This window comes from Pseudomonas sp. BF-R-26, from assembly GCF_019947395.1.
In the GTDB taxonomy this organism is placed as follows: Bacteria; Pseudomonadota; Gammaproteobacteria; order Pseudomonadales; family Pseudomonadaceae; genus Aquipseudomonas; species Aquipseudomonas farris.
In genome coordinates, this window is record NZ_JAGYGK010000006.1 from 353,491 (window position 1) to 373,620 (window position 20,130).

14 protein-coding genes are annotated in these 20,130 nt (G+C 59.3%); 4 read left to right on the plus strand and 10 right to left on the minus strand.

All coding sequences use genetic code 11. The features are described from left to right. Window positions 1-53 precede the first annotated feature (53 nt). Window positions 54-950 carry a LysR family transcriptional regulator gene (locus KGB18_RS11320; protein ID WP_123722280.1) on the plus strand — a complete coding sequence of 299 codons (897 nt, stop codon included), beginning with the start codon at window positions 54-56 and terminating at the stop codon, window positions 948-950. Here the strand turns inward: KGB18_RS11320 and KGB18_RS11325 are convergent. The 5 genes from KGB18_RS11325 to KGB18_RS11345 form a co-directional block, all read right to left on the minus strand. Next, the gene (locus KGB18_RS11325) at window positions 947-1,198 is read right to left on the minus strand and encodes a DUF1652 domain-containing protein (protein WP_038982798.1); all 252 of its coding nucleotides are present in this window, start codon (window positions 1,196-1,198) and stop codon (window positions 947-949) included. The two genes, KGB18_RS11320 and KGB18_RS11325, sit on opposite strands and share 4 nt — an antisense overlap. A gap of 106 nt (window positions 1,199-1,304) precedes the next feature. Further along, window positions 1,305-2,204, minus strand: a complete 900-nt coding sequence (locus tag KGB18_RS11330; RefSeq protein WP_123722278.1) for a polysaccharide deacetylase family protein — start codon at window positions 2,202-2,204, stop codon at window positions 1,305-1,307. 263 nt (window positions 2,205-2,467) lie between these two features. Beyond that, a complete protein-coding gene (locus tag KGB18_RS11335) occupies window positions 2,468-2,626 on the minus strand; it encodes a hypothetical protein (protein WP_187326474.1) in 159 nt (52 codons plus the stop codon). A gap of 72 nt (window positions 2,627-2,698) precedes the next feature. Next, the gene (locus KGB18_RS11340; protein ID WP_162830927.1) at window positions 2,699-3,010 is read right to left on the minus strand and encodes an AzlD domain-containing protein; all 312 of its coding nucleotides are present in this window, start codon (window positions 3,008-3,010) and stop codon (window positions 2,699-2,701) included. Beyond that, window positions 3,010-3,708 carry an AzlC family ABC transporter permease gene (locus tag KGB18_RS11345; RefSeq protein ID WP_032830637.1) on the minus strand — a complete coding sequence of 233 codons (699 nt, stop codon included), beginning with the start codon at window positions 3,706-3,708 and terminating at the stop codon, window positions 3,010-3,012. Before KGB18_RS11345 ends, KGB18_RS11340 begins: the two co-directional genes overlap by 1 nt. A 393-nt stretch (window positions 3,709-4,101) precedes the next feature. Here KGB18_RS11345 and dapA point away from each other — a divergent pair, with 393 nt between their 5' ends. Together dapA and KGB18_RS11355 are read left to right on the plus strand one after the other, a co-directional pair. Beyond that, window positions 4,102-4,977 (plus strand): 4-hydroxy-tetrahydrodipicolinate synthase, encoded by an 876-nt coding sequence (dapA, locus tag KGB18_RS11350; RefSeq protein WP_223569898.1) that lies wholly within the window; start codon window positions 4,102-4,104, stop codon window positions 4,975-4,977. Window positions 4,978-5,037: 60 nt separating this feature from the next. Next, complete coding sequence (locus KGB18_RS11355) at window positions 5,038-5,424, plus strand: DUF2784 domain-containing protein (RefSeq protein WP_123722276.1); 387 nt, start codon at window positions 5,038-5,040, stop codon at window positions 5,422-5,424. 15 nt (window positions 5,425-5,439) lie between these two features. On the opposite strand, the gene KGB18_RS11360 is transcribed toward KGB18_RS11355, so the two are convergent. Both KGB18_RS11360 and KGB18_RS11365 read right to left on the minus strand, forming a co-directional pair. Next, on the minus strand, window positions 5,440-7,017 hold the full coding sequence (locus KGB18_RS11360) for a sensor domain-containing diguanylate cyclase (RefSeq protein WP_223569899.1): 1,578 nt from the start codon (window positions 7,015-7,017) through the stop codon (window positions 5,440-5,442). Between the two features lie 150 nt (window positions 7,018-7,167). Then, the gene (locus tag KGB18_RS11365; RefSeq protein WP_123494201.1) at window positions 7,168-7,695 is read right to left on the minus strand and encodes a DUF3087 domain-containing protein; all 528 of its coding nucleotides are present in this window, start codon (window positions 7,693-7,695) and stop codon (window positions 7,168-7,170) included. 226 nt (window positions 7,696-7,921) lie between these two features. Here KGB18_RS11365 and ppnN point away from each other — a divergent pair, with 226 nt between their 5' ends. After that, complete coding sequence (ppnN, locus tag KGB18_RS11370) at window positions 7,922-9,295, plus strand: nucleotide 5'-monophosphate nucleosidase PpnN (protein ID WP_201121300.1); 1,374 nt, start codon at window positions 7,922-7,924, stop codon at window positions 9,293-9,295. A 281-nt stretch (window positions 9,296-9,576) separates the two neighbouring features. Here the strand turns inward: ppnN and KGB18_RS11375 are convergent, their stop codons facing one another. The 3 genes from KGB18_RS11375 to KGB18_RS11385 form a co-directional block, all read right to left on the minus strand. Further along, complete coding sequence (locus KGB18_RS11375) at window positions 9,577-9,936, minus strand: DUF6124 family protein (RefSeq protein WP_223569900.1); 360 nt, start codon at window positions 9,934-9,936, stop codon at window positions 9,577-9,579. Between the two features lie 793 nt (window positions 9,937-10,729). Next, window positions 10,730-11,137: a hypothetical protein gene (locus tag KGB18_RS11380; RefSeq protein ID WP_223569901.1), complete on the minus strand. Its 408-nt coding sequence runs from the start codon at window positions 11,135-11,137 to the stop codon at window positions 10,730-10,732. Window positions 11,138-11,145: 8 nt separating this feature from the next. Further along, complete coding sequence (locus KGB18_RS11385; protein WP_223569902.1) at window positions 11,146-20,106, minus strand: DUF637 domain-containing protein; 8,961 nt, start codon at window positions 20,104-20,106, stop codon at window positions 11,146-11,148. Window positions 20,107-20,130 lie beyond the last annotated feature (24 nt).

The following is a 20,130-nucleotide window of genomic DNA, read 5'->3' on the forward strand; positions in this document are numbered from 1 at the left end:
TGGTCTGGCTCGATACCTTATAGGTATTTAACAGATCAACGTTCGGAGGCCTCATGGAACTGCGTCACCTGCGGTATTTTCAGGTGTTGGCTCAAACCCTCAACTTCACCCGCGCCGCCGAACTGCTGCACATCGCCCAACCGCCGCTGAGCCGGCAGATCCAGCAGCTGGAAGACGAACTCGGGGTGCTTCTGCTGGAGCGCGGCCGACCGCTGAAGCTGACCGACGCCGGGCGGTTTTTCCATGAACATTCCACCGCCCTGCTCGAACAGTTGGGCAAGGTGTGCGACAACACACGACGGATCGGTTTGGGTGAAAAGACCTGGCTGGGCATCGGCTTTGCGCCATCGACCCTCTATGGCGTGCTGCCGGAACTGATTCGCCGACTGCGCAGCGGCGAGCCGCTGGCGCTTGAGTTGGGGCTCTCGGAAATGACCACGTTGCAACAGGTGCAGGCGCTCAAGGCCGGGCGCATCGACATTGGTTTCGGGCGGATCCGCATCGACGACCCGGCGATCATCCAGACTGTTTTGACTGAAGACCGGCTGGTCGCCGCCCTCCCCGCCGGCCATCCATTACTGGCCGGGCCCATCAGCCTTCGTGAACTGGCAAAAGAACCCTTCGTGCTCTACCCCGGCAACCCGCGCCCCAGTTACGCCGATCATGTAATCGCGCTTTTTGAATCCTATGGCGTACACATCAACGTGGCGCAATGGACCAACGAGCTGCAAACAGCCATCGGTCTGGTGGGTGCGGGGATCGGGGTGACGTTGGTGCCGGCCTCAGTGCAATTGCTGCACCGCGACGACATTGGCTTCACCCCGGTGCTGGAAGACAACGCCACCTCGCCGATCATCCTCAGCAGGCGCGTGGGCGATGTATCGCCGGGGTTGAATCATTGTTTGCAGATGATCGATGAACTGCTGCCGCGCGACAGGCTTGAAAACTAAGCCATTACCCCGGCGAAGGCTCTGCGCCCGGCGCGCATTTCGGTGCGAAGTTCGCCGATCAGGTTGGAAATATCGCGGACACTGGTCAACTCATCGGGCGACACGCCGGTGATCAACAGCTCAATCCGCCCGGTGCTGTGATCGAAGACCTTGATCCGCAACGTTTCATCGCGATTCACGGTGCATTCGCAGGACAACGGTTTGAAACCGGACTCCACAATGCTGCAAAGCTGGGGAACTGGAACCATGGCGGGCGCCCTCGGGGACGGTTTTCCGATTGGATCCACTCAGAGTAGATCAACTTGCGCAACGCGCCAGCGAGTTTTGTAGCAGCTGTCAATCGTCCGGCATCGTTCAGTGAGCATCCCCGTCCCACAACCAGTTCCAGATCCCTGGTAGCTCAACCGCCTCAGAACTGTCACGGACCGTACGCGCCATGGCCGCCCGCTGCAGCGCTGCCGTGTCGTCGTAAAACGCTTTATGCGCCGTGACCAGACCTGTGGCACTGGCACTGTCGAGAAGGATTTGCAGGTATTCCCGGGTATGCCGGGCGGTATAACGATTCAGGTCATGAAAGGTCACTACCACCGGTATCACCCCGTCCACCGCCGGCAACTCGCCGAGGGCAATGCGCTCGCGGACTTCGGACAGTTGCCGCAGCATATTGGCCCGCCGACGGGGGCTGGCGTTGAAGCCCCAGATCTTGCCGTCATTGGCGCTCAGGTCGGTCAGCAGTACGTGCATGCCATGCTGTTGATAGGCCGCAAAGGTGCGCTTGTCATAGTTCCAGAACGGCGGACGGACCAGGGTCGGCGAGGCGCCAGTGATCGCGGCGATGTCTGCGCTGCCATCAGTGAGCGACTGCTCCAGTTCTTCCGGGTCCAGTGAACGATGATTGGTGTGCCGGGGCGTAGCCGTGTGGAAGGCCAGCAGGTGTCCTTCGGCATGTTCGCGACGCATGATCTGTCGACCCGCTTCACCGCCGCCGGCGCGTGAGTCACGGGTCTGCACGAAGAACACGGCTTTAATGTCGGGTTGCAGCGGATTGCGCGCGAGGCTATCGAGCACGGTGACGGTCGGGTTGTAAAAACCGGACGCGCTGGGCCCGTCGTCGAAGGTCAGCAGAAAGCGGATCGGCGCTTGTGCGCGCAGACCCTGTTGCGTCTGCGGCGTCATTTCAATGGGCGCGGCGATGCAGCCAAACAAGCCGACTGCGATGGCGAACGCGGAGAGAACCTTGACCAGCTGCTTCATGTTTTGCCTTGGACCAGACCTTGCGGTCATCACGTTTAATGGCAAAAACCCCTCGCCCATTCATCCCTTGACCGGCCCGCAGACCGCTGCAAGCCGAGGTTGGATAAGGGTACACAGTGTTTGGTTCCAGCGCCCGCTCTCGGAGGCGCCCGTCAGATTGTTTTGCCCCCAAAAATCAAAAGATCGCAGCCTTCGACAGCTCCTACATTAAATGCGTAGGAGCTGCCGAAGGCTGCGATCTTTTGATTTTGATTACCAGCCGATCAGGGCTTCAGCGGGCGCTCCTGGTCACGGTCTGACAGTTCTTTACCGTCGTCAGGATGCTTCCAGTCCGGCCTCGAACGCCTTTGCTGCTCGAGCTCCTCCTCCGTCGGTTCATCGATGTCCTCATCCGGGTCCGGACGCGTTGGTTCAGTGGCCATGTCCACCTCCCTTCCTTTCTCAAAAAGATCTGTCATCTGTTTTAAGCGTAGAACAGTTTCGGATAAGACGACTCAGAGCCACCACCGCAGCAAAAAGAAGAACCCCATGCTCAACAACATGCTGAGCAAGGTGTTGCGGGTGTAAAGCACCAGGCCCACGGCCACCAGCGAACTGATCAGATAAGGGTTGTCCCACTGCAGGTTCAACTGCTTGTCGGGCATGAACACGATCGGTCCGCAGATTGCTGTAAGCATGCCCGGCACCGCGAAACCGAGGAATTGCCGGGCATTGCTGCTCAAGCGCACCGGCAGCCGAGGCTCGAGAAATACGTAGCGGTTCAGGAACACCAACAGGCCCATCCCGATAATCACAGCCCAGACCATCATGTGCGCCCCACATAGAGTTTGTTGCAGATAAAGCCCGCGGTCATGCCCGCCAACCCCGACAACACCAGGGCCGAGCCCCATTGCCAATAGCTGAACAGCACCGAACAGAACAGCGAAACCGCCACGCAGACCACCGTCGGAACGTTGCGCACCACGGGTGTGATCAAGGCGATAAAGGTCGCCGCGATGGAGAAGTCCAGCCCCAGGTGTTCAAGACCCGGAATGCTGCTTCCCAGCACAATGCCCGCCAGAGTGAAGAGGTTCCACGCGATGTAGAACGTCAGGCCCACCCCCAGGGCGTACCAGCGATTGAACTGCTGTTTGTCATGCTGACTGGTCAGGGCGAACAACTCGTCGGTGAGCAAAAAGCCCAGCCCCACACGCCAGCGGCCTGGCAACGGGGAAATCACTGAACGCATGCTCATCCCGTAAAGCAAATGCTGGGAGGTCAGCAACAGCGTGGTCAACAGAATCGAAAAGACCCCGGCACCGCCCTTGAGCATGCCGATGGCGACCAATTGAGCCGCGCCGGCAAACACGATGCTCGACAGCCCCTGGCCTTGCAGCGGTGTGAGATTGGCCTCGATGGCCATGGATCCGGCCAGCAACCCCCAAGGCGCAGTCGCCAGGGACAACGGCATGATGGCCGCGGCACCGCGAAGGAATGCACTGCGCGGCATGAGTGAGTTGGACATAACGCTCTACAACCAGGGAAGGACCCCAGACTGTGCCAGCAGTCGCGGTGGATGGCTTGAACAATCTTGCGCAATTGCACGCAACCGGTGCTGATTTTCGAGATTGACAAATATCGCGCCAACTTTTAAAACTGAGCACCTCATTCAGGGTGTAAGCAACCATGTCCGCAACCTTCAACCTCAACACTGTCGTCATTGGCTTGAATGCCAAGGCGCAAGGTTGCGTTGCGCACGCCCTTAAATCGAAGAAACAGTCGCTCATGTGACCGGGGCGCGCTGTCCCGTCAGATGAGCTGACAGGACATTGAGCGCGGCGGACACTCCCTCCTTCTTGCTGACTTCCTTCTACGCTTCTGACGGTGACGAAATCGGTCAACCTTCAGGAGAAAGTGCATGTCATCGTTTCAAGGTATCTGGGTTCCCATCGTTACGCCGTTTCACCATGGAGCGATCGACTTCGACGGGTTGCGGCGGCTGGTCAGTCATCTGCTGGAAAAAGGCGTCGATGGCATTGTGGTCTGCGGCACCACCGGGGAAGCCGCAGCGCTGGGCAAACATGAGCAGCTGGCGGTGCTCGATGCGGTGCTGGAACTGGTTCCGCCAGAACGTGTGGTCATGGGCTTGGCCGGCAACAATCTTGCCGAATTGCTGACATTTCAAAGCGAAATCCTGAAACGTTCTCTGGCGGGTTTGCTGGTTCCACCGCCGTACTACATCCGCCCGTCCCAGGCTGGCCTTGAAGCCTTTTTCAAGACCGTCGCCGATGCTTCCAGCGTCCCGGTCATTCTCTACGACATTCCCTATCGCACCGGCATAGCCTTCGAGCAGGCAACCTTGCTCCGGATCGTCGCCCATGAGCGGATCGTCGCGATCAAGGACTGCGGCGGCAATCCAGCCACCACGCTTGCGCTGCTCGCCAGCGGCAAGGTTGACGTGCTGTGCGGTGAAGATAACCAGATCTTCGGCGCTTTGTGTCTGGGTGCCAAAGGCGCGATTGCCGCCTCGGCCCATGTTCATCCCGAGCTGTTCGTGGCGCTGTATCAACAGATCCGCGACAACCGGTTAGCGGCCGGCCGAACGACCTTCTTCCAGTTGCTGCCGCTGATTCACAGCCTGTTCATCGAGCCCAATCCTGCCCCGGTGAAAACCGCCCTGGCCCTTGAGGGGTTGATCCATGACGAGCTGCGCGCGCCGATGCAATGCAGCAGCGAAGCCACGGCGGTGCGTTTGAAAGAAGTATTGGCAGTGCTTGAAAACAGCAATCGATAGAGCACACGCACCCAGCCCGAGTAACATGGAGCGATTCACATAACGCGTCAGGGAATCGACATGCTTTACCGAATCGCCGCCGACGGGCTGGTGCTGTCTCACTTGTTGTTCATTCTGTTCGTGCTGTTCGGCGGGCTGCTGGTGCTCAAATGGCACCGCCTGGCCTGGTGGCACCTGCCCGCCGCCGCGTGGGGCGTGATCGTGGAAGTTTTCCACCTGACGTGCCCACTGACCGATTGGGAAAACCTCATGCGCCAAGCGGCCGGGCAAACCGGCTACGGCGGCGGTTTTATCGAGCATTACGTGTGGCCGATTATTTATCCGGCCGGGCTGACACCCACGATTCAGCTGGGGCTGGGCAGCGTGGTGCTGGCGATCAACGTGCTGATCTACCTGCGGCTGATCCGCTTATGGAAGCTGCGGCACCCAACCCGTTCGGGGCAGTGACCGGTCTGGCTGAGTTCAGTTGGCAATGACACTCATGTTCCGGCCACTGGCCTTGGCCACATACAGCGCCTTGTCTGCTGCGCCGATCAAATCTTCGGGCTGGCTCTGCGCCGTCTGGTTGTAGGCACAGACCCCCAGACTGACCGTGACGAGGCCTTCGGGACTGCCACTATGCTTGATGTCCATTTGCTGAACCGCGCGACGGATCTTTTCCGCCACCAGAAACGCCCCCACATAATCGGTGCCGGGCAGCACCACCGTAAACTCCTCGCCACCGAAGCGGGCAGCAAGATCGCCGGGGCGCTGGATATTGTCAGTGATGATGGTGCTGATCTTGCGCAAACACTCATCGCCCGCCAAATGACCGTAGTGATCATTGAAACTCTTGAAATGATCGACATCGATCATCAGCAACGCCAGGCTGGTGTGGGTACGCCTGGCACGGCCCATTTCCGCCAGGATGAACAGGTCGAATTGACGTCGGTTGGAAAGCCCGGTCAGTGCATCCTCCAGAGCCAGCAATTTAAGGCTGTGGTTGACCTCAATGAGTTTTTCCTGAGCCTCCAGCAATTCGTTCTGAATATGATTCTGCTGCTTCATGACGCGGATCAGGCGATAGCCGAGAACGCCCAGGAACCCCAGCAGCAATGAGACGATGCCCGCACTGAGTATTGACTCCCGCAGCCAGCTGGCCAGGACTTCTTGCTTGTCGAGCGCGGCAAAAACAATAAGCGGATAACCCTCGACCCGCCGAAAACCCACCACCCGCTCCACCCCGTCCACGTAGGATTTGACGATTGCCGTACCGGAATCGCCCTTGGGCAACAGCTGGGTAAACAGCGGCCCCTTGGCGACACTGGTGCCGATATCGGCTTCGTTGAACGGGCGGCGAACGACGATGGTGGCGTCGTCGGCGATCAGATTGACCACCCCGTTACTGCCCATGTCGATGCTGTTATACAGGTCCAGGAAATGGTTGAGATAGATCGAAGCCGCCACCACGCCAGCAAACCGCCCATCGGCGTGATTGATCCTGCGTGACACGGTCATGACCCACTCACCGGTCGAGCGACTTCTTATCGATGGACCGATATGAGGACCGCGGTCGGGATGATCACGGTGGTAGATGAAATATTCACGGTCAGAGTTATTGGCATTGGGCAGGACAGCGTTATTGGAGTTGGCGAGCCAGCGTCCTTCTTCGTCGTAAACGAACAGCCCATGGATCTGCGCCAGCTCACCGCGCTGGGCGTGGAGCAAACGTTGCAGTCTGGGAATTTTCGCTGGTTCCATGCCATCGTTTTCGAGACGGTCCACCACGGCAAACAGCAGCGTGTCGGCCTGTTTGATCGATGCTCGCGCCTGCGAGGCCAGTGTTTGCGCCAGGTTAGACATCGCCACTTCGCTGTTACGCAGATGATACTGCCGCGCGTTCCAGCCTTCCCCGATCACAATGGCCGTCATGGACAGGCACACCGCAACGAGCAGGATGACTGCGTATCGAACCTTGAGTTTCGACTCAACCTGCTCGGGTACCCAAGGCGTGGCGAGCCGGGTGCTTTCAGTACGATCTTTGACGAACGGATGCCCCATGACGCTCCCTTAATCCCTTATGACATGGCGAATTTTCCCGTTCGCCCTTTTAGCGCCAGCCAGCCGTGGCTGGCGCTCGGACCACTATGACTCATCAACGAATACGATAGGTGATTTGCACGAAATTGCTCATCGCCAGTGATCGTCAGCCTACATCTGCGTCTGCTTCACCGCCTCAAGCCAGGCCGGATTCAATTGCGTCTGTTCGGTCTCGATGCCCAGCGCCTCCATCCGCGCCTTGTGCTGGTCCATCTCACGGGTCAGCTGGCTATGGTCGCTGGAATTGCCGTCCAACTGGTGCATCTGGCTCAGTCCCAGATGATAAAAACGCAGCAGCTTCATGGCGCTCGGATCGCCCTTCTCCACTGCCGCCGTCACCTGGTGCATGACGTTGGTGATGCTCATCAGGCTGCGTTTGAGCTGCCAACCGTAGACCGCTGGCGCCATCCATTCCTGGGTCCAGAACTTGCCGCGCATCAGCGCCGCCATCAGCAACAATGCGGCAAACACGCCACCCACGTTAAAACGCAGATTGTCACCGCCGGGCTCACCGAACAGCGCCACCGCCGCCGTGGACAGCACCATCGCCAGCGCCAGGAACATCAGGGCGATGATTACCGTGCTGCGTCGCGTCTGGCGTCGATAGGTTTCGGCATTCATTGGCTGGATTTCGAACATCGCGACGGGGTTCCTTGCATCAATGGGAAAGGCTCTGTAGCAAAAAGACTGCGGGGCATTATCGCCTCCCCGAAGGATTTAGCTATGCTGGGGCTCCTTTTCATCTTTCCATCGTCAAACGGGGAACATGGCGATACAGCGCAGTTCGTGCCATCTTCTCCATGGATACACACTATTCGGATGCCATGCGCCTGCCGGCGGGTGACATCGTTTTAAGGATCATTGAATGACCCAACGACATGTAATCAACGCCTCGGTCAGCCCTAAAGGCAGCCTGGAAACACTGTCCCAACGTGAAGTACAGCAACTGAGCGAAGCCGGAACCGGCCTCACCTACACCCTTTTCCGCCAGTGCGCCCTGGCCATCCTCAATACCGGCGCCCACGTCGATAACGCCAAGACCATCCTGGAAGCCTACAAAGACTTCGAAATCCGCATTCACCAGCAAGACCGTGGCGTACGCCTGGAACTGCTGAACGCCCCGGCCGACGCTTTCGTCGATGGCGAAATGATCGCCAGCACCCGGGAAATGCTCTTCAGCGCCCTGCGCGACATCGTCTACACCGAAAACGAACTCGACGCCTTGAGCATCGACCTGAGCACCTCCCAGGGCATCAGCGACTACGTCTTCCACCTGCTGCGCAACGCCCGCACCCTGCGCCCCGGTGTCGAACCGAAAATCGTGGTGTGCTGGGGTGGCCACTCGATCAACACCGAAGAATACAAGTACACCAAGAAAGTCGGCCACGAACTCGGTCTGCGCAGCCTGGACATCTGCACCGGTTGCGGCCCGGGCGTGATGAAAGGCCCGATGAAAGGCGCGACCATCGCCCACGCCAAGCAGCGCATCCACGGTGGCCGCTACCTCGGCTTGACCGAACCCGGGATCATCGCCGCCGAAGCGCCGAACCCGATCGTCAACGAACTGGTGATCCTGCCGGACATCGAGAAACGCCTGGAAGCGTTCGTCCGCGTCGGCCACGGCATCATCATTTTCCCGGGTGGCGCGGGCACGGCCGAAGAGTTCCTGTACCTGCTCGGCATCCTGATGCACCCGGACAATGAAAGCCTGCCCTTCCCCGTGGTCCTCACCGGGCCGAAAAGCGCCGCGCCGTATCTGGAGCAGTTGCACGCCTTCGTCGGTGCCACCCTCGGTGAAGCCGCGCAGCAGCACTACGAGATCATCATCGACGACCCTGCTGAAGTGGCGCGGCAGATGACTCAAGGCCTCAAAGCGGTCAAACAGTTCCGTCGCGAGCGCAACGACGCGTTCCATTTCAACTGGCTGCTGAAGATCGACGAAGGCTTCCAGCGCCCGTTCGACCCGACCCACGCCAACATGGCCAACCTGCAACTGAGCCGCAACCTGCCCTCCCACGAACTGGCCGCCAACCTGCGCCGCGCGTTCTCCGGCATCGTCGCCGGCAACGTCAAGGACAAGGGCATCCGTCTGATCGAAGAACACGGGCCGTACCAGATCCGTGGCGATGCCGCCGTCATGCAGCCGCTGGACAAACTGCTCAAAGCCTTCGTCGCCCAACACCGGATGAAACTGCCGGGTGGCGCGGAGTATGTGCCGTGTTATCAGGTGGTGGCTTAATACGCAAAACCCTGTGGGAGCGGGCTTGAGTTGCCGTTTAAACCACCGAAAACAAGAAACCACGCGTGATGCGGGGTTTCTTGCATTTGGAGGACTCAGTCAGGACCCCATTGTGGCGAGGGGGCTTGCCCCCGTTGGGTTGCGAAGCAACCCCAAAACCTGCAACTGCATTTATACAGGCACACCGCGTAGGCCGGTTTTACGACTGCTGCGCAGCCGAACGGGGGCAAGCCCCCTCGCCACAACAAGCCCCATTGCCATAGATCTTTTGGTTTTTCTGTCTAGCCTCGCGGATCGAGGTTATCCAGCACTCGATTCACCGCCAATTCACCAAGCATGACCACCTGTTGAATCCCCAACATCATGTTGCGATGTGGCATGTCCATCAATCCGGCGAACTCGCTGAGCATCATGCTCGCTGACGCCAGGGATTCGCAGGCGTTGACCAGCAGGGTTTCGTTATCGACCTTCTCACCCACATGGTAAATGGTGCTGGGCTTGCGCTTGGTGTCTTTGGGGATGGGCGGTTTGAGGTAGTGGTCGAGGGCGCGGTCGGCGGCTTCGTTGAGTTTTTTTGAATCGAGGGAATCGTAGGGGGGTGTTGGATCGGTTTCCGGTGGGTTGGGTGTAGGTTTGATCATAGATGAAGCTCCTAGAGTCATGGAGCCGCCACGGTTCGCTGCGAGACGAAAAGAGGTGGCAGCTATACGCAGGTCGCAGACCGGGACTCTAGAACCGGCAGACCCGAAGGTCTCCCACGTACAGCCGCCATAACATGAACGGACAGGCATACCTGTTCACGAACGGAGGATGTTGTGCGTCTAGAGATACACGGGCTGCGAGACCCGATCGCTGATTCGTCAGCGACCGGCAAACGATAGAGCCCGCCCCCAAGGCGCACAAGCCGGCGGATTCTGGCGTAGTCGTAGGCAACGGCGCAAGGCTGTGTAGCCTGAGTGCGTATCTGGAGATGTCGATTAAACATCGTCTGTTTATTGGTCTGACTGTGGGTTTTGCGGAAGCATTAGGGGACAGACCACGCTTTTGCTTACCATCAAAAAAAACGTGGTCTGTCCCCTATTCCCCCCTTAGATATACAGTCACCATAACCCCCTTCATAAAGCTCAGCGGATGTTATTGCGTCTATAAGCTTTCGCATTTCTACTGCATTTTTCATAGTTATCTACCAAATAATTTTTCTGCTGAACCTTGCGCTCTATTAATGCCTCCCTGATGTTCTACACCTCGTGACATAAGGGGATTTATTTTCTGACCATGCGCCCGAAGCAAAAAAAATAAATCCATCCCCTTTTCCTGATACCAGTTGAGAGCGGATAAGTAGCAGTTCGGTAGCTGCCGAATAGCAGAAAAGAATCAACAGTTCGGCAGATAAAACAACACCGGCACGAGGCCGGTGTTGAAGGTTGGCAGGGTTCAAGAGAACTCTATTTTGCACTCTAACAGAGGGATCGAGCGGCCATCGGAGATAACAAATTGATCACCTTCAATTCGGGCAAGAAGCAGGCCACGAGCCTTTGCTCCTGACTCAACTGCCTCCCGCCAACCATCTATATCTCCATGGTAAGACAACACATGAAACAGATGGCCATCCGGCATATAAATTTTGCAACTGTCGGACACAACGCCACCGCTAGTTGCCCTTATTGAACCTGCAGAATCCAAGATGGCGTTAAATTGCTTCTTGGCTTTACTCTTCCCATCGTCTTCGTAGTAAACAAACTCCACCCCCTCAACAGGTCTTAAGCCTGGCAGCGTACGTTGCCCACGCTGCTCAATTGTTCCGCCAAGAATTTGTTCCAACACTTCCCGATCACTACTCATTACACGCCTCACTTAGTCGCCGGAGTGATTAAAAACTTAAAGTTTTCGACGCCTGCCTCGGTAAATACTTTTGAATAGAAACTCGCCAACTCTGGGCTGTTCGTATGATAAATAGCGCCTCCATCGAAACCTGAAGAGTACTTCTTCGCTTGATCAACCATTTTCGTCTGTTCCGCCACTGACCAAGGCTTCGATCCTGCGGGGCTTGCTGGATTCCGAATAGAGCTACCCCAGTCGTCCACAAACTTCGCTTCGATAGCTGTTTTCTTACCGCCTATAACAGCAACTTCGTCTGCAACACCATTTACAATTTTCCCATCCACAATCGTTCTGAACTGACGTTCCTCAAATGCCGTAGAGCCGCCATACATCCCGCGTACACCGCCCTCGTAGCTTTGCGCTTTATCGATGGCCCGACTACCACTCACAACAATGGGATTGGTTGTTTCCAGCGCAGTACCTGCGCCTTTTGCACCACCTGCAAAATAATCAGCAGGCAGATCACAAGGCCCCGTATTGTGTACCCAGGTCTTGAGATTTCCAACGTAAAACGTATGCCCCACATCGACCGTCAGGTTGTAGGTTTTACCCTCGGGCAGGTACAGCTCAAGCGACTCGACTTCGGACGAGGTATTTTCGGTGTCGCCATCAGCCAGTGATTGCAGCAGGTCGCCAGGTTTCAGGTTGATGACTGGAATGAAGTCGCGCTTGGCCGGGATGTAGAAGGGGTGGCTTGGCGTGACCATCAGGGTTTCGCCTTCGGCTTTGCCGTCGCCACGAACGTTTTTGAGCTTTAGGCGATAGATCGGCTGGTCCGAACGCTGATGTGTCGCCAGGATGGTAGCGGCGAACGGCTTGCCGCCCTTCTCGGGTTTGCTCCAGACCACATCGCCGACCTTGAGCGATTCAATCGTGCGATCGCCTTGCGGTGTAGAGACTTTTGTTCCTGCGGCGAAGCAGCAAGGTCCTTTGTTTTCTGCCAGAGCACGAGTAATGGACAGTCCGTTTGCCTGTTTGCCTGCTGCTCCAAGCTCCGCCAACGTCTTAACCCGGTTCACCGGAAGGAAGTTCAACGCAAACTCAACATCACTTTGCGCCCGGATCGCGGCACTGGCGGCGGTGTTGCCCTGCATGTCGTAGAGGCTCGCCAACGCCGCTTTGGTTTGGCTCGCCTCGACACTGCTCATCAAAGAGTCGACCGGGTGCTTGGTCAGCCCTACCAGGCCATTGGCGATTTGTTCGCTGCCTTGCACCGGATTGCTCAGCAAGGCCCACGCCGAACCCGCTGCCTCCGACAATGCCTTCCCCGCACCTTGGGTGCTGCCGGTTACCGTTCCCCAATCCGTCAGGCCCGGGCCGACTGCCAGGTTTTTGCGGTAGTAATTGGCGTATTCATAACTGAGATCGCCGGTGTAGAGCCCTTGCAGGTTGATGGCATTGATTTTGGTGTCCGCGTACTGCGCCGCATGGGTGCTGCTGTAGTTGGCGATTAACGCGGCGGTTTCGGTGGGGGTGTAGGTTTTCGCGGGACCGGTTGCCGGAATATCCGTCGCTGCTGCGGGTGCGTACGTGGCGCCCAGCGGCGAGAGCGCGATGCCCAAGTGTTTGACCGTCAGGGCATCGGGTGCAGCACCTTGGCCGCTCAGCACACCATTCCAGTCTTTGTCGGTGTAATAAACCAGCGCTTTGGCCAGGCGTCTTTCCGCTTCTGCAGGGCTGAGTCCGGCTTCCTTCGCCAGACTGTCAGCCTGTTTCTTCAGAAGCGGAATTTCGTCTGGATGAAGTTGGCGGTTGTACTGATCGGCCATCAGCGAAACCCAGGCCGCTTTCTCAACGTCTTTACCGGCAAGACCGGCGGCGGTCAGGCCGACAATCTGTGCAGCGGCCTCGCGATATTCCGGCTGCGTTTTGAAGACATCATTCAAAGCGCCAGCCATGGCCTGGCTGGCACCAGCGGCCACCGCACCGGTCGCGAAGTCGCCGCCGGTGGCCGAGGACATCGCGCCGCCCATCATGGCGTGCAACGCGGTTCGTCCGGCTCCACCCTCGGCCCACAGCGCCATGCCGACCGAGTCTTTATCAGCCGCTGCCTTGAGGTACTCTTTCTGAGCGAAGCTGCCGACCTGGCTGAACCCCACAGCCGCGGCAACGGTCCCGGCCTGGGCAACGAGTTCATCGACCAGGTTGTCGCCCAAGCTGCCGCCGTTAACTGCGGTTTTGACCACGCCCGAGGTAACGCCTTGTGCGCCGGCATGCACGGCGAAACCACCTATGCCCTCAAGGGTGGATAAGTCAAAACCCTTGGTGATGCTGTTGTAAGGCTTGGTTGTCCCGCCAAATTTCGGGTCGATTACGCCGGTGGTAAACCCGGCGACCATCCCGGAAATGGCGGCATTTTTCAGGCTGTCGCTGCTGAAAGTGTCTTTAACAGCCGCGCCCAAATTACCCTTGTTGTTGATGACGCTAACGGCACCCGTGCTGGCCATGGACGTCATCGCCGCCGTGGCCATGACATTGCCCCAACCAGCTCCTACATAGGTCGCCCCGGCGGCCACGGCCTCAGCAGTCGTCGCCGCCGCCATGGCGGAGGCGGTGCCGGCCTGAGCCCCGGCCGCCGCGCCAGCCAGACCACTGGCCGCACCTGCGGTGAGGATCGTCACGATGATGATGATCGCCAGCATCGCACCCTGGCCCAGGCTGGAGTGGCTGTACTTGAAGGAGTCATGCACCTCCTTCACTTGGCGCCAGTCCACATCCCCGCGTTTTTCCGCTTCCTTGACCCAGGCCAGTTGCGGGTCGGCCTTGACCATCGCATCGATGGTCTGGCTGACGGTGTTTTGATTGATCTGTTTGATGTCGATTTTCAGCCCATCGACAGCCCGAATGGCCAACGAGCCTTGGGCAATCAGCGTGCTCTGACGTAACGTCTCATCGGTATTGCCCTTGCCCTTGGAGCTGGTCCAGGCCAGGTCGCTCTTGCTCTTGGTGTGGCTTTCGTCGTGGTAGTCCTTGACGCCCTCAAAAGCGATGGCACCGCCGCTTTCAAGGATCAGGTCTTTGCCACTGTTGAGCTTGGCGACCTGGTAGCGCTGATCGCCGGCACTGGCGAGAGTGAGGCGGCCGCCGGTGTTGATCTCGGTACCGACGTGGGTGATCTGAGTGACTTCATCGCGCTGGGCCTTCTTGGCGCCCCAGTTACCCTTTTCCTTCATGTCATACAGCGTATGCATACTGTTCTGCGCGGCCAGCAGGCTCAGCTTGTTGCCGCTGTACAGATACGCTTCGTTGCCGGCGCTGATTTTGCTGGCGATGAGGTTGATGTCGCGGGCGGCCTGGGCGTTGAAGTTGTTGCCCGCGCTCAGGACGCTGGCGGCCTGGGTGGTGCGGTCGTTTTCTTCGGTGATGCGTTTCTTGCCGTCCTTGGTTTTGCTGGCGACGTTGTGGATGTCGTCGGCAGAGGTCACGTTGAAGTCCTGGCCGGCCTTGATGGTTAGGTTGTTCCCGGCCTTGACCTGGCTGGCGATGACATTGACGTCGCGGCCCGCATCCACGGTCAGGTTGCCGCCGACGGTAACGGTCGCGGCGAGGTTTTTCACGTCGGTGGTGATGCTCGACTTGTGGCCGCCGTCGCTGAATTCGTGTTTCTCGCTGGTGTCGGTCTTGGCCGCCAGGTTGATGTCCCGGCCCGCCGTCAGGGTCGCGTTGCCGCCACTGTTCAAGGCGCCGTGGTTGGTCAGGTCGCGGCCGGCCGCAACGGCCAGGTTTTCCCGGGCGCTGATGCTGCTGCCCGCATCGGTCAGGGTGCGCATGCCGGACCCGTCACGAACCTGAATCGCGGTGCGATCGTTGATGATGTCGCCTTTGAGCGCGACAAGGCTGACCTGGCTGGCGCGGATCTCGCCGGCCATGGCGTTGCGAATGCTGTCTTGCGCCAGTATTTGCAGGTCGTTGCCGGCCTCGACCAGCCCGCCCTGGTAGACGCTGCCGGCGCTTTGGACGTTGAGGTTGTTGCTGGCGCGCAGCGTGCCGACGTTGACCAGATCGCCGCCGGTGAACAGGTTCAAGTCCCGACCCTGGATCAGGCTGCTGCCGCGTACGTTGCGGCTATCCGCCTGGGCCAGGTACAGCACCGGCACGAGGACTTTTTGCCCATCGACGATGCGATTTTCCATCCAGACAATGTCATGGGTCAGCGCGCTGACCTGCTCGCCCGTCAACGAGACGCCAAGGCTCAGGCGCAGTGCATCTTTGCTGGCGAGGGCGTTATCCATCAGGTAGCGGTATTGGTCGTAATCGCTGGTCAAACCGCCGGCGAGAAAACGCTGGCCGGTTTTCGCCAGCACCGCATCGCGAATCAGGCGCTGCTCGTACAGGCCATCGCCGAGTCGACGCCAAGTGGCGTCGGCGTTGACGTTCAATTGCTTGAGCAGGTAGTCAGAACCAAAGAACTGCGACAGGTTCGTGAGGTTCCGGTTGGTCTCGATCAGGTAGCGGCTGGTCGGGTCGGGGTTCTTGATGAACAACCCGTAATCGCCCTTGGGCGTTTGGAAATTCGGCCCGGCCGTCGGGTCCACGGAGGTGAAAGGTAACCCGCTGTAATCCACCGGTTTGAAGACGGTCTGTACGCTGCCATCCGCCGCGATACGATCGATGAGCTGCACAGCGGCAGGCGTCACGGCGGCGGCACCGGTCGCCTGCGGGTTGATGTTGATATTGACCTCGCCAACCCCGACGCCGGTCTGGTCGTCGCCCAGCGTACCGGTCAGTTGTTCGAGCGTGTTCTGGTGCAGCGTTCCGTTTTGCACGGTACGCGTGACGTTGAGGTTGACGGTGGCGCCGGCCTGAATGGTGGCGGCGTAGGTCGGCTCAGGGTTGTCGGTCCAGACGGTGACGTTGCTTTGCTCCTGGAAGCGGCTGTCGCTGGAGCGAGATTTCAGCAGCTCGAAGCGAGCGTCGTCGTAGTTGCCGGCGGCAACGGCCGCGTTGAAGGCCGGGACGTCGGTGAACTCCATCTGGTCCCAGTAACCGGTGGAAATGCGCCCCGGCGTACCGATCTTGATGGTGTTCTGGCCGGTGCGAGTGGACGCGCCCTGGTTGAGCAGGTCATCGGCAATGATGGTCAGGTTGTTGTTGGCGGCCAGCAAGCTGTAGCGATTCTGCACGCTTGAGGCCTGGATGTTGAGGTCTTTGCCTGCGACCAGCCGGGCCGAAGCAGAGTCCTTGATGGCGCGCTCGATGAATGTTTGGCCGATGGTGATCTGGCCGCGTTTGAAGGAGTCATGACCGCCACAGTGTTGGCCGCACACCCAGCTCAAGGTGCCGCTCACCCGTTGTTGGCCCAGTTCGAATTCGGCTTTGGCATTTTCCAGCGAGACGGCGTGAAGGCTGATGTTGCCTTGGCTTTCGACGGTCCCGGAGAGGTTTCTGAAGCTTTGCGCGGCGGCGCCGTTGATGCCGGCGAAGCTTAGATTGCCGGCGCTGTAGAGGTCGCCATACCAGTTGAGCAGGCTACTGGCGCGCAAGGTCATGTCGCCGCCGCTGAACAGCAATGTATCGGCGCCGTTGGTGATGCCGCCGGTGGCGGTGAGGTCGACTTTGCCTTGGGCACCCAGTGTGCCGTGGTTGTCGATTTGCGCCGCGTCGATACGCAGGTTCTGGCGGGCAGTCAGGTAACCGAGGTTATCCAGCGTACCGCTCAGGTTGAGGCGTGTGTCGGTGCCGGCCCCCATGCGTCCGCCGTTCTGACGGACGTCATGGGCGGTGATATCCAGCATTTTTTGCGCGGATAACCGGCCGCTGTTGAACAGATCGCCCGTAAGGTTCAGCGTGAGGTCGCCATCGCTGAGAAGCTCGCCGCCGTTGCTCAGGCTGCCAAGGTTGAGCACCAGTTTGGTGCTGCTGGCCAGGCGATCGCCAGACTGTAGCGTCAGCGAATCGTTGGTGTAAGTCAGGGCCTCGTTGAGCTGTGCATGCCCCAGTCCATTCACCGCGCCGAAGTTCCAGTCGCCACTGCCCAGGCCGGTGATATCACCACCGGCACCGGTCAGGCTATCGAGGTGCAGGGTAAATAACCCGGTGTTGGCGTGTTCGAGGGTCCCGGTACGGTTATCCAGCGTGCTGGATTTGAAACTGAACGACGAGTTACCGACCTCGATGGTGCCGTTGTGGTTATTGACTGTGTCGCTGAAATCGAGCGTGCTGATGTCGTCTGTCGAGACGCGAAGAGTACTGACGTTGTTGCCCAGAGCACGGATTCGTCCCGAAGCGCTGTTGTCCAGCGTGCCGCCCTGGAGTGCAAGCCAGGTGTTGGATTCGATCAGGCCACCTTGGTTAGTCAGTTGGTCGGCCGTCAGGTCAACGGTGTTGCCACTGAGCTGTCCACCGCTGTTGTCCAGCGTGGAGCCTTTGAACACCAGCGCGGTCTTGGCGAAGAGTTTGCCGGCGCGGCTGGTCAGCGAATCAACGGTCAGCTTCAGTTCACCCGCCAGGCTGGCGATCATGCCAGCCTTGGTGCCCTCGCTGCTGTTATCGAGACTGCCGGCGGTCACCTCGACGGTGTCGCCCTGGATCGTGCCGCCAAGGTTGCCGATGCTGCCCTTGCCGAGCTTCAGGCTCGCAAGCCCACCGTCGGCGAGAATAACGCCACCGCTGTTGTCCAGTCGGTTCCCGCTGTAGGTCAACCCACCGGAGCCTGCGACCAGTTGCCCCTTCTGACCGTTGAGCAAAGTGCTAGCCTGAAGGTCCAGTCGCTGGCCGCGAATCGTGCCGCCCTGGTTATCGATCAGGCTCGCGCCGGTGACGGTGACCGTGCTGTTACCGGCATCGATCACACCGGTCAGGTTGCTCAACACGTTGCTGACATTCAGGACAACGTCGCCGCCATTGCTGACCAGTGCGCCCTTGCCGTTGTTGATCAGGCGTTGAGCATCGACCTGGATGGTTTTACCGAGCACTGTGCCCGCGCTGTTGTCCAGCCAGCCACCTTGCAGCAAAAGGCCGCCGTCGCTCTGAATGCGCCCCTTGTTATTGAGCAGCTGCGCCTTGAGGGCTGCCGGATCGAAAATCAGGCTCATGCCCTGGGCGCCTGCCGCCAGCAGTCCCGCGTTGCTGTTGTCGAGCCCCGAGGCGTTCAGATCAATGCGCTCACCGACGATTTTCCCGCCGCGGTTATCGACCTGCCCACCCGGCGCACGAATGCTGACCTTGGCCCCCAGCACGCTGCCGAGCTGGTTATCGAGGCTCGAGGCTTTCAGATCGAGGTCACCGTTGACCGCCAGCAGCCTGCCGCCCTGGTTGATGACCTCCTGGCCCGTGACTGAAAGCTGGTTTTGCGCCTGGAGAGTACCCGAAGTGTTGTCGAACCTGCCGCGGGTGTTCACCTGCGCATTACCGGCGCTGGCAGAAAGCAGGCCGGAGCGATTATCAAGCGTTGTGGTATCGACGATGAGGCCGCCAGCGTCGATTTGCCCGCCACGGTTATCCAGCTGGCGGGCGGTGATTGTCAGGCTGCCGCCCAGCACCTGGATCAGGCCTTCGCGGTTGTCCAGGCTGTCGAGTTGCAAGGACGCCGCCTGCGCCGCGCCAAAGCGGATCACCCCTGCCAGGTTGACGATGGCCGGCGTATTGATCACCAGCTGCTGGTCACCGACGATTCGCGCAGCAGCGCCCTGATTGGTAACCCGGGCGCTGGTCAGATCGACCGCCGCGCCCTGAACCACGCCCTGGTTGGTCAGGTCTTTGCTCGCACGGATACTCAACGAGCGACTGGCTTCGAGACTGCCGCTGTTGGTCACGGAGGGGCTGGTGATGCTCAAGTCGCCCGTGGTGTTGCGGCTGTTATCGGCCTCGATGCCAGCGGCAATCACGCCGGAGTTACTGAGTTTGTCGGCATTGATGTCGATGCGGTTGCGGGCGGCCAGGCTCTGCCGGTTGACCAGCTCGCCGGGCGTGCGCACATCGACGCTGCCGGCGTAAGCCTTGCCGGTCATCTCGACACTCTGCGCGTTGACCCGCAAGGCACCTTGGGCCGATGTCTGCGCCATGCTCAGATGGCCGCCGGCATCGATTTGAATATCGCCGGCACTGGCGGCCATGTTGCCCGCCAGCTTGACCCCGACACCCTGCTCGGTGCCCACCAGTTTGATGGTGTTGGCATACATCCCGCCCAGCGCCGCCGCATCGATTGCCAGTTGAGGCTTGTCGGCATCACTGGCCGCGCGAGGCGTGGTAGCCAGGCTGTCGGCGTTGACATTGTTGGCACCAGTGATGACATTCAACTGCCGGGCATGGATGTCTGCGTTGATCTTCGCCGAACGGGTGATCAGGTCGAATTGATCAATGTTGGCTGCATCAAGCCCCATGCCATCGATGGTGATGCTGCCGCCATCAACCTCGAAGTGATCAAGCTTGCCGGAGCCGTCGAGTACAGGCTTGCCGGTGCTGAGGATCACGCGCGGCGTGTTGATGAAACCGCAACCGTTACAGCTCACGCCGTAAGGGTTGGCGATGATGACCCGCGCTGACTGGCCTGCCACTTCGGTGTAGCCGTTGAGCTGGCTGGGGCTACCGCCGTTGACTTCGTTGAGGATGGTGCCGGCTGCCCGTCCACCGAGCTGGCTGTTGCCCAGAATGTGGCCGCCCAGTTGGGTGTTCTGCACCGCGTTCGTCGCGTTGTTGAGGATCACGCCCTGGCGACCGACGTTGTAATCCTTGAACTGGTTGTGCGAGAGCCCGGCACCGTTGGGTGCGGCAATATTGATCACCGGTACGCCGTTGCCAGCCTGCCCTATGCCGGTCTGCGTGTTGCCGCTGACGGCGATGCCCTCAGCCTGAGCCCAGATCGGCTGCCAGAACATGACGTTCGCCAACAGCAATGCCAGCAAGCGTTTGGGCATGCCCAGGAAGTGCGTGCGAGGGGCCAAGGCAGCCGAAGGCTGGCGGGACAGAAAGGCAAACTGGTGAACGTCCATATTCAGAATCTCGACGCGATAACA